The following is a 10,379-nucleotide window of genomic DNA, read 5'->3' as shown; positions in this document are numbered from 1 at the left end:
GGCGTTGCCGGCGATTACTGTGTTGCGGTATGAATCAGGCCTGCAGACCGAGCATGCTGCGCGCCACCGCTTCAGCAATGCGAATCCCGTCAACACCCGCCGACAGGATCCCGCCGGCATAACCTGCACCTTCACCCGCCGGGAACAAGCCCTTGAGGTTCAGGCTCTGCATGCTGGCATCACGGGTGATGCGCAGCGGCGATGAGGTACGGGTTTCGATCCCGGTCAATACCGCGTCAGGCAGGTTGTAGCCCTTGATCTGCCGATCGAAGGCCGGGAGGGCTTCACGAATGGCTTCGATGGCAAAGTCGGGCAGGCTCGGGGCCAGGTCGCCCAGGCTGACACCTGGCTTGTAGGACGGCTCGACACTGCCGATGGCAGTGGACGGCCGTCCGGCGACAAAGTCACCGACCAGTTGCGCCGGCGCCTGGTAGTTGCTGCCACCCAGCACGTAAGCGTGGGCTTCGAGTTTTTCCTGCAGCTCGATACCGGCCAGCGGGCCACCCGGATAATCCTGCTCAGGGGTAATGCCAACGACGATACCGGAGTTGGCATTGCGCTCGTTACGCGAGTACTGGCTCATGCCGTTGGTGACCACCCGGCCCGGCTCGCTGGTAGCGGCAACCACGGTGCCGCCCGGGCACATGCAGAAGCTGTAGACCGAACGGCCGTTCTTGGCGTGGTACACCAGCTTGTAGTCGGCCGCGCCCAGTTTCGGGTGACCGGCATACTTGCCCAGGCGCGCCTGGTCGATCAGCGATTGCGGATGTTCGATACGGAAGCCGATCGAGAACGGCTTGGCCTCCATGAACACGCCGCGGGCATGCAGCATGCGGAACGTGTCACGGGCACTGTGGCCCAGGGCCAGGACCACATGGCGCGAATGCAGCTGTTCGCCGCTTTCCAGGACCACGCCGTTGAGCTGGCCGTCGTCCATCAGCAGGTCGGTGACCTTTTGCTCGAAGCGCACTTCGCCGCCCAGCGCGTGGATTTCGTGGCGCATGTTCTCGACCATGCCGGTCAGGCGGAACGTACCGATGTGCGGCTTGCTGACGTAGAGGATCTCGTCCGGTGCACCGGCTTTGACGAACTCGTGCAGTACCTTGCGGCCGTGGTGCTGCGGGTCCTTGATCTGGCTGTAGAGCTTGCCGTCGGAGAAGGTCCCGGCGCCGCCTTCGCCAAATTGCACGTTCGACTCGGGGTTGAGCACGCTTTTACGCCACAGGCCCCAGGTGTCCTTGGTGCGCTGACGAACTTCCTTGCCGCGCTCGAGGATGATCGGCTTGAAGCCCATCTGCGCCAGCAGCAGGCCGGCAAAAATCCCGCACGGGCCGAAGCCGACGACGATGGGGCGCTCCTGCAGGTCGGCAGGGGCCTGGCCAACCACTTTGTAGCTGACATCTGGAGCGACGTTGACGTTGTGATCGTCGGCGAACTTTTGCAGCAGTTCGGCTTCGTTGCTCGCTTGCAGGTCGATGGTGTAGATGAACAGCAGCTCGCTGTTCTTCTTGCGCGCATCGTAGCTGCGCTTGAACAGGGTGAAGTCCAGCAGTTGCTCGTCGCTGATGCCTAAGCGTTGCACGATGGCCTCGCGCAGGGCTTCATCAGGATGATCCAGCGGCAGCTTCAGTTCGGTGATTCGTAACATGGCAGGGTCCAGTATCCCGGCCATGAACGGCCGGCGGCTTTACACAAACCGCCAAGTATAAGCTGTTCGCCGCCTTTGCAGACAGGTTAAACGCAGGCGCCGATGATCAGTCGTTGCGCGAGCCGCCGTAGTAGGCACAACCGCGCAGGGTCTTGCCGTCCACCCGCAGCTCGGCGCTCAGGTGCTGGACGCTGCCGGTGGCGCTGTCGACGCAGCGCTGCGGGGCGACCCAGAGTTCGACTTTCTGGCCGTTGGCCTCGGTGCTCAGGCTGAAGCGTCCGTCGGGCAGTTGTTCTTCCAGGTAGGGCACGGCCAGCGAAGGCTGACCGACGCGCTCCAGGACCATGCCCTTGCCGCCGGCCTTGAGGCTCCAGTCCGGCTCATGGCCGCTGGCGCGCAGGGTCAGGCGCTTGAAGTTGGGATCGCTGCAGGCGCTGCCGGAATGCTCGACGCGGTACAGGCGCTGCACATTCAACTGGCCATCGTTGCCGCCTTTCTGGCTGGCCGACAGCGTGCCGCGCACGTCGGCGAACAGGGTGCCGGGCGTTGCCGCCAGTGCGCTGGCTTCCTGCAGCAGGCCGGTGTTGCCGCTGTCATTGACAGCAAAGCGGCGGGTTTCTTCGCAGGGCTTGAACAGCAGTTGTCCGCCCTGGGCAGTCAGTTCGCCCTGCATGCGGGTCTGGCCTGCGGTAGAGGCGGCTTGCGGCTTTTCAGCCAGCATCTGGCAGCCGGCAAACAACGGCAACAAGGCGACAAGCAACAGCGAAGGGGCGGCACGCATCAAGCAAACTCCAGCATCTCGAGCAAAAGGTGCCGCCACGTTACGCAGGCTGCTCGCCGATCACAAGGCCTTAGCCAACCTGGTAGGTCTGGCCGGTCTGCATTCCTTCAACGCTCTTCGCATAGGCCAGTGCCACGTCGGCGGCCGGCACCGGCTTGAACCCGCGGAAATACGGAGCATAGGCCGGCATGGCTTCGACCAGTACGTTGGGGCTGATGGAGTTGACCCGCAGGCCACGGGGCAATTCGATGGCTGCCGCCTTGACGAAGGCATCGAGCGCGCCATTGACCAGGCTGGCCGAGGCGCCGGAGCGGATCGGGTCGCGGTTGAGAATACCGCTGGTAAAGGTGAATGAGCCGCCATCGTTGATGAACTCGCGGCCGATCAACAGCAGGTTGACCTGGCCCATCAGCTTGTCGCTCAGGCCCAGGGCGAAGTGCTCCGCATTCATTTCATCAAGGGGGGCAAAGGTCACGTTACCGGCGGCGCAGACCAGGGCATCGAAGCGGCCGGTCTGTTCGAACAGGCGGCGAATCGAGGCGCTGTCGCTGATGTCCACCTGATAGTCGCCGCTGCTGCGGCCGATGCGCAGCACTTCATGACGTTGTTCCAGCTCTTTGGCAACCGCCGAACCGATGGTACCGCTGGCGCCGATCAACAGGATTTTCATTGAGCCATTCCTCGTGGGTAGTGAAGACAAGGCTCAAGTCTAGGGTGGATTTTTCTGCAGATAAGCGTGCTAATAGGCAACCTTTGGTTTTCATGTGGAAACAATCCATGAGCGACCTCGACGATCTGGCGGCCTTTGCCGCGTTGATGGATGCCGGCAGTTTCACCCTGGCCGCGCAGCAACTGGGCTGGAGCAAGGGGCAACTGTCCAAGCGCATCAGCGCCCTGGAAGCCAGCCATTCAGTGAAGTTGCTGCACCGCACCACCCGGCGCCTGAGCCTGACGGCTGCCGGCGCCATGTTGCTGCCTCAAGCGCAGGCGTTGGTGCGGCAGATGGAAGGGGCACGGCAAACCCTGGCCATGCTCAAGGACGAACTGGCGGGGCCGGTGCGTATCACCGTGCCGGTGTCGTTGGGGGAGATGTTCTTCGAGGGGTTGCTGATGGAGTTCGCCGCCACCTACCCGGACCTGCAGGTGGAGCTTGAGCTGAACAATGGTTATCGCGACCTTTTGGGCGAGGGTTTCGATCTGGCGATTCGTACCGAGGTGCAGGATGACGCGCGCCTGGTGGCTCGTCCGGTGCTGGCCATGCAGGAACTCACCTGTGCCAGCCCAGCCTATCTGCAACGTCACGGAGAGCCGCGGATACCGGCCGACTTGAGCGGCCATCGTTGCCTGCTCAATAGCCATTACAGTGGCCGTGAAGAATGGTTGTACCACCAGCAGCATGAATTGTTGCGGGTGCAGGTGGCCGGAAGCTTTGCGAGCAATCATTACAGCTTGCTGAAGAAGGCGGCACTGCTGGGTGCTGGCGTCGCTCGCTTGCCGTCGTACATGCTGCATGCAGAACTGGCTGACGGTCGCCTGCAGTGGTTGCTGCGCGACTATCAGACGCGCAGCGTACCGTTGTTTCTGGTACACCCCTATCAGGGCGGGATGCCCAAGCGGGTCCAGGTGCTGGCCGATTACCTGCTGGCCTGGTTCAGGCGTAGCAGTCAGGCGCTACGGACCCTCTAGGGTTACATCTTGTCGTCGTTCATTTCTTTTTTCATCATCTTGTCGTCCTTTTCCATCTTCTTGTCCTTGCTCATGTCCATCATCTTGTCGTCGGCCATTTTCTTGTCCATTTTCATGTCCTTGTCCATGCTCGCTTCCTTGCTCATTTTCATGTCGTCGGCAGCCTGTACCGCAGGCAGGAAGGCCAGGGCCGAGCCCAGGGAGAGGATGAGTGCGGCGGCGCTGAGGGTCTTGTTCATGATGAGGCTCCAGTAGTAAGAGGAGGTAAGAGCCAGTGGTTCTGGCTCACCTGCAGCACTAGAGTCCCTTGCCCGGGAGGCGTTACAGCGGGCAAGAAAAAAGGCCCGAAGGCCTTTTTCCTGATGTTGCATGCAACCGTGGGTATCAACCGCCCAGGTAGGCGTCACGAACCTTAGGATCGGTCAGCAGCGCTTCACCGGTACCTTCCATCACTACCCGGCCGTTTTCCAGCACATAGGCACGGTCAGCGACTTTCAGCGCCTGGTTGGCGTTTTGTTCGACCAGGAACACCGTGACGCCATCGCGGCGCAGTTGCTCGATGATGTCGAAGATCTGCTGGATGATGATCGGCGCCAGGCCCAGTGACGGCTCGTCAAGCAACAGCAGCTTGGGCTTGCTCATCAGCGCACGGCCGATGGCGAGCATCTGCTGTTCGCCGCCGGACATGGTGCCGCCGCGCTGGCTGAAGCGCTCCTTCAGGCGCGGGAACAGTTGCAGGACCTTGTCCATCTGCTCCTGGTAATCGCCCTTGTTGGTGAAGAAGCCGCCCATGGCCAGGTTCTCCTCCACGGTCAGGCGGGCGAACACCCGGCGGCCTTCAGGGACCACGGCGATGCTTTTGCGCATGATGTGCGAGGACGGCTGGCCGACCAGTTCTTCACCCAGGTAGCGGATGCTGCCGCTTTGGGCCTGCGGCGAGCCGCAGAGGGTCATCAGCAGGGTCGACTTGCCGGCGCCGTTGGCGCCGATCAGGGTGACGATCTCGCCCTGGCGGATCTCGACGTTGACGCTGTGCAGTGCCTGGATCTTGCCGTAGAAGGTGGAAACGTTTTCGAACTGCAGCATTTACGCTTCCCCCAGGTAGGCTTTGATCACTTCAGGGTTGTCGCGGATCTGTTCCGGCGTACCGTCGGCCAGGGGCGTGCCCTGGTTGATCACCACGATGTGGTCGGAGATGCTCATGACCAGCTTCATGTCGTGCTCGATCAGCAGCACGGTGACGTTGTGCTCTTCGCGCAGCACGGTGATCAGGGCCTTGAGGTCTTCGGTCTCTTTCGGGTTGAGGCCGGCCGCCGGTTCGTCGAGCATGATGATCCGTGGGCGGGTCATCATGCAGCGGGCGATTTCCAGGCGCCGTTGCTGGCCGTAGGCAAGCGTGCCGGCGGGGCGGTTGGCGAACTCGAGCAGGTTGACCTTCTCCAGCCAGTACCGTGCGTACTCTTTTGCTTCGAGCTCACTGCGGCGGAAGGACGGGGTCTTGAGCAGGCCGGCGAAGAAGTTGGTGTTCAGGTGCCGGTGCTGAGCGATCAGCAGGTTTTCCAGGGCGGTCATCTCTTTGAACAGACGCACGTTCTGGAAAGTCCGCACCACGCCCTTGCGGGCGATCTGATGGCCGGCCAGGCCCTGGATCGGCTGGCCGTCGAGCAGGATGCTGCCGGCGCTCGGCTTGTAGAAACCGGTCAGGCAGTTGAACACCGTGGTCTTGCCGGCGCCGTTCGGGCCGATCAACGCCACCACCTGTTTTTCCTTGACGGTCAGGGCCACGCCGTTGACCGCCAACAAGCCGCCGAAGCGCATGCTCAGGCCGCTGACTTGCAGAATTTCGCGGCTCATCGACGCAGCTCCATATGTGGACGTTGCATAGGCAGCAGGCCTTGCGGACGCCAGATCATCATCAACACCATCAGCGCACCGAACATCAACATGCGGTATTCGCTGAACTCACGCATCAGTTCCGGCAGCAGGATCATCACGATGGCCGCGAGGATCACGCCCAGTTGTGAGCCCATGCCGCCGAGCACGACGATGGCGAGGATGATGGCCGACTCGATGAAGGTGAACGACTCCGGTGTCACCAGGCCTTGGCGCGCGGCGAAGAAGCTGCCGGCGAAACCGGCAAAGCAGGCACCCAGGGTGAACGCCGAGAGTTTGATGATGGTCGGGTTCAGGCCCAGTGCGCGGCAGGCGATCTCGTCTTCACGCAGGGCTTCCCAGGCGCGACCGATCGGCATGCGCAGCAGCCGGTTGATCACGAACAGCGCCAGCAACGCCAGCAGCAGTGCCACCAGGTAGAGGAAGATCACCTTGTTGATCGAGTTGTACTGCAGGCCGAAGAACTCGTGGAAGGTCTGCATGCCCTCGGCGGCCTTGCGTTCGAAGGTCAGGCCGAAGAAGGTTGGTTTCTCGATGTTGCTGATCCCGTTTGGACCGCCGGTAAGACCGGTGAGGTTACGCAGGAACAGACGGATGATCTCACCGAAACCCAGGGTCACGATGGCCAGATAGTCGCCGCGCAGACGCAGTACCGGGAAACCGAGCAGGAAGCCGAAGGTCGCCGCCATCAGGCCGGCGATCGGCAGGCAGATCCAGAAGCTCAGGCCGTAGTAGTGCGACAGCAGGGCATAGCTGTAGGCGCCGACGGCGTAGAAGCCGACATAACCCAGGTCGAGCAGGCCAGCCAGACCGACCACGATGTTCAGGCCCAGGCCCAGCAACACGTAGATCAAAATCAGGGTGGCGATGTCGACCGCGCCGCGCGAGCCGAAGAATGGCCAGACCAGCGCAACCATGATCAGACCGATGATGACCCAGCGTTGCGTCTTGGGCAGGGTCAGGAAGTTGCTCATGGCCGGCGAGATCAACTTGCGGCTCGAACGGCGGCTGGTTACCGCGCTCCACTGCTTGTCGAACAGCACGCGCAAGAACATCAGCACCGAACACACGGCGATGACCGTGAGGGTGAACGGCCCTTGGCTGTGGACGATCAGGTTGATGCCGTCGATGCTGAGTTTCAGGCCAAGCACCGGGAAGGCGACGGCCCAGACCAGCAAGGCGCTGAAAAACGCTTGTTTGAGATTTTTGTTCATACTTTTTCAACCTCCGGACGGCCGAGAATGCCGGTCGGACGGAACAACAGCACCAGAACCAAGAGACCGAACGCCACCACGTCCTTGTACTGGTCACCGAAGATATCGGCGCCAAAGGCTTCAGCCACCCCCAGCACCAGCCCGCCGAGCATGGCGCCCGGAATGCTGCCGATGCCGCCCAACACTGCCGCGGTAAAGGCCTTCAGGCCCACCAGGAAACCGGCGTTGGGGTTGATCACCCCGTACTGCATGCTCAGCAGCACGGCCGCCACGGCTGCCAGGGCAGCACCGATGACGAAGGTCAGGGCGATGATGTTGTTGGTGTTGATGCCCAACAGGTTGGCCATCTTGATGTCTTCGGCACAGGCCCGGCAGGCCCGGCCCAGACGCGAGCGGGAGATGAACAGGGTCAAACCGGTCATGGCCACCAGGGTGACGATGAAAACCAGGATCTGCATGTAGGAGATCAGCACTTCCTCTGCGCCGCCCGGGCCGAAGGAGATACTCCCAGGGATCAGGTTGGGGATGGACTTGTCCTTGGAGTCCTGAGATAGCAATACGGTGTTTTGCAGGAAAATCGACATGCCGATGGCAGAAATTAGCGGGATCAACCGGTTGCTGTTACGCAACGGACGGTAGGCGACCCGTTCGATACTGTAGCCATAGGCACTGGTTACGAAGATCGTGGCGACGAAGGCGACGGTCATCAATATCGGCAGTGAATCGATACCCATCATGGCCAGCCCGGCAAGGGCGATGAAAGCCACGTAGGAACCGATCATGTACACCTCGCCATGGGCGAAGTTGATCATTCCAATGATGCCGTAAACCATTGTGTAGCCAATGGCTATCAAGGCATAGGTGCTGCCAATGGTCAGGCCATTAACCAGCTGTTGGAAGAAGTGATAGATCTCAGGCATTACAGCGCTCCTAAAAACCTGATACGCATTTCACTGGTGGGGGTGCCCCCGGCCCGGTCTTGTGGTCTTGGCCACTTCGGCACAGGCAACTGCCAGCGAACCGCTGGTGACGGTTTTAAGATTTTCAGGTGAACCTGCTCCCGGATCGCGGGAATCAGGCCCATGAACCTCGTAAAACAAAGCCCACTGCTCGCACAGTGGGCTTGTAGTCATATAGTCAGACGGGATTACTGAGGAGAAACTTCGGTTTTAGGTTTGCCGAAATGCCATTCGTAGACCACGAATTTGAAGTCTTTCAGGTCGCCTTTGGCGTCGTACGACAGGTCACCGGTCGGGGTCTTGAAGGTGCCAGCGTGGATGGCTGCAGCCACCTTGTCGGTGTCTTCGGACTTGGCGGCCTTGATGCCTTCGGCGATCAGCTCGACAGCCGAGTAAGCCGGGAACACGAACGGGCCGCTTGGGTCTTTGCCGTCGGCCTTGATGGCATCGGCGATTGCCTTGTTCGCAGGGTCGGCGTCGAAGGACTTCGGCAGAGTGACCAGCAGGCCTTCGGAAGCGTTCTGGGCGATTTGCGAGATGGAATCGTTACCGACACCTTCTGGGCCCATGAACTTGGCGTTCAGGCCTTTCTCCTTGGCTTGGCGCAGGATCAGGCCCAGCTCTGGGTGGTAGCCGCCGTAGTAGACGAAGTCGACGTTGGCTTGCTTGAGCTTCTGGATGATCGAGGAGAAGTCCTTGTCGCCGGCGTTCAGGCCTTCGAAGACGGCAACCTTGGTGCCTTTGCCTTCCAGGGTCTGCTTGACGGCGCTGGCGATGCCTTCACCGTATTGCTGCTTGTCGTGCAGTACGGCAACGATTTTAGGTTTGACGTGGTCGGCAATGTAGTTGCCGGCTGCCGGGCCTTGGGCGCTGTCCAGGCCGATGGTACGGAAGATCAGCTTGTAGCCGCGGGAGGTGATTTCCGGGCTGGTGGCGGCCGGAGTGATCATGATCACGCCTTCGTCTTCGTAGATGTCGGACGCAGGCTGGGTGGAGCTGGAGCACAGGTGGCCGACCACGTACTTGACGCCGTCGTTGACCACTTTGTTGGCGACTGCCACGGCCTGTTTAGGGTCGCAGGCGTCATCGTATTCTTTGGCTTCAAGCATCTTGCCGTCGACGCCGCCCTTGGCGTTGATGTCCTTGATGGCCTGTTTTGCACCGATGAACTGCATGTCGCCGTACTGAGTGACCGGGCCGGTTTTCGGGCCGGCGATGCCGATCTTGATGGTATCGGCTGCAAACGAATGGCTGGCAACCCCGGCCAGAACCATTGCGGCAAACAGCTTGGAAATCTGCTTAGTAGCCTTACTCATAGTGCTCCACTCATTCTGTTGTAATTTTTATAGTCCTGGCGGCCAGAGCTTGAGGACCGGATCAGGTTCCATGGGAGGCCACGCCTCGTCACGGACCCGGATAACCCCCGGATTGGCCCTGGCAACTGTACCGGTACAGTGTAGAGCGCTGCTTTGTCGCTTGAAAAGCAGGCCCGCTGGGGCAAAATCAGGGGTGTCGCCTAATCGACAGAAAGTTATAGAAAAACGCCACTGGCTAGCCAGTTTTACTGGCCCATCCCGGGCATTTACCACCTTGTCGATCAATTACTTATTTTGAAACTGGGTTTTTCTGCAAAAATACCGACCTTTATCGCGGTCGAATTATTTCTGGTAGGAACCCATGACAGATCAACCAAGCACCCTCTATGCCAAATTGCTCGGCGAGACTGGAAGAATCGAGTGGAAAGCGCTGGAGCGTTTTTGGGCCAAGGGTGACCTGATTTGGGTCGACCCAACCCTGGACCTGATCGAAGTTGCACAGGCAATGGCCGAAAACCGTAGCGAAACCTTCGCTGAGTGGCGTAATGCTGGCACTGTCGGCCCGGTCACTGCAGAGCAGGCGCTAGACCTTCAGAACCGCGATCCAGAGATCTGGGCCGTGGTGGTCTCGCCGTTCATTGTGATTCAGGAAAAGACCAACGGTTGAAAGCGCGCCAAAATGGTGCGTGAAAATGCACAGCGAGGAGGTTTTGGTGCGCGGGACTGTTCAGCCGGGGTGGCTGTTGGTAACAGTTGGGTGTGCCGAGAGAGTACGGTAACAGTCTGATCGCGGGGCCAGCCCGCTCCTACAAAAGGGGGAAAGGGGTGGCACCCCAAGGGTTTCAAACAAAAAGCCACCCTCCCAGTGTGGATTGTCAAAAA

11 protein-coding genes are annotated in these 10,379 nt (G+C 60.5%); 2 read left to right on the top strand and 9 right to left on the bottom strand.

Annotation, left to right across the window (positions count from 1 at the left end; translation table 11 throughout):
• Nucleotides 1–34 precede the first annotated feature (34 nt).
• The 3 genes from ABM562_RS24195 to ABM562_RS24185 all read right to left on the bottom strand — a co-directional run bounded on the left by ABM562_RS24195 (nt 35) and on the right by ABM562_RS24185 (nt 3,099).
• On the bottom strand, nt 35–1,648 hold the full coding sequence (locus ABM562_RS24195; protein ID WP_115085660.1) for an NAD(P)/FAD-dependent oxidoreductase: 1,614 nt from the start codon (nt 1,646–1,648) through the stop codon (nt 35–37).
• 106 nt (nt 1,649–1,754) lie between these two features.
• On the bottom strand, nt 1,755–2,429 hold the full coding sequence (locus tag ABM562_RS24190) for a COG3650 family protein (RefSeq protein ID WP_460423592.1): 675 nt from the start codon (nt 2,427–2,429) through the stop codon (nt 1,755–1,757).
• Nucleotides 2,430–2,499: 70 nt separating this feature from the next.
• Nucleotides 2,500–3,099, bottom strand: coding sequence for a short chain dehydrogenase (locus ABM562_RS24185; RefSeq protein ID WP_115085662.1), 600 nt, complete (start codon nt 3,097–3,099; stop codon nt 2,500–2,502).
• Between the two features lie 107 nt (nt 3,100–3,206).
• Between ABM562_RS24185 and ABM562_RS24180 the strand changes: the two genes are divergently transcribed.
• On the top strand, nt 3,207–4,115 hold the full coding sequence (locus ABM562_RS24180) for a LysR family transcriptional regulator (RefSeq protein ID WP_460423590.1): 909 nt from the start codon (nt 3,207–3,209) through the stop codon (nt 4,113–4,115).
• Between the two features lie 2 nt (nt 4,116–4,117).
• On the opposite strand, the gene ABM562_RS24175 is transcribed toward ABM562_RS24180, so the two are convergent.
• From ABM562_RS24175 to ABM562_RS24150, 6 genes are all read right to left on the bottom strand, one after another.
• Nucleotides 4,118–4,354 (bottom strand): hypothetical protein, encoded by a 237-nt coding sequence (locus tag ABM562_RS24175; RefSeq protein WP_115085664.1) that lies wholly within the window; start codon nt 4,352–4,354, stop codon nt 4,118–4,120.
• A 145-nt stretch (nt 4,355–4,499) separates the two neighbouring features.
• Nucleotides 4,500–5,201 carry an ABC transporter ATP-binding protein gene (locus tag ABM562_RS24170; RefSeq protein WP_115085665.1) on the bottom strand — a complete coding sequence of 234 codons (702 nt, stop codon included), beginning with the start codon at nt 5,199–5,201 and terminating at the stop codon, nt 4,500–4,502.
• Complete coding sequence (gene livG / locus ABM562_RS24165; protein WP_115085666.1) at nt 5,202–5,969, bottom strand: high-affinity branched-chain amino acid ABC transporter ATP-binding protein LivG; 768 nt, start codon at nt 5,967–5,969, stop codon at nt 5,202–5,204.
• Entirely contained in the window at nt 5,966–7,222 is a 1,257-nt protein-coding gene (locus ABM562_RS24160) for a high-affinity branched-chain amino acid ABC transporter permease LivM (protein WP_115085667.1), read from the bottom strand. Before ABM562_RS24160 ends, livG begins: the two co-directional genes overlap by 4 nt.
• Entirely contained in the window at nt 7,219–8,142 is a 924-nt protein-coding gene (gene livH, locus ABM562_RS24155) for a high-affinity branched-chain amino acid ABC transporter permease LivH (protein WP_045185823.1), read from the bottom strand. The genes ABM562_RS24160 and livH overlap by 4 nt, the downstream gene beginning before the upstream one ends.
• A 227-nt stretch (nt 8,143–8,369) precedes the next feature.
• The gene (locus tag ABM562_RS24150; protein ID WP_115085668.1) at nt 8,370–9,497 is read right to left on the bottom strand and encodes a branched-chain amino acid ABC transporter substrate-binding protein; all 1,128 of its coding nucleotides are present in this window, start codon (nt 9,495–9,497) and stop codon (nt 8,370–8,372) included.
• Between the two features lie 361 nt (nt 9,498–9,858).
• Between ABM562_RS24150 and ABM562_RS24145 the strand changes: the two genes are divergently transcribed.
• Nucleotides 9,859–10,164: a DUF2288 domain-containing protein gene (locus ABM562_RS24145; RefSeq protein ID WP_115085669.1), complete on the top strand. Its 306-nt coding sequence runs from the start codon at nt 9,859–9,861 to the stop codon at nt 10,162–10,164.
• Nucleotides 10,165–10,379: the final 215 nt, after the last annotated feature.

The organism is Pseudomonas sp. ZL2 (assembly GCF_054788455.1).
The sequence above is the reverse complement of the archived record's forward strand: the minus strand, read 5'-3'. Positions and strand labels throughout refer to the sequence as shown.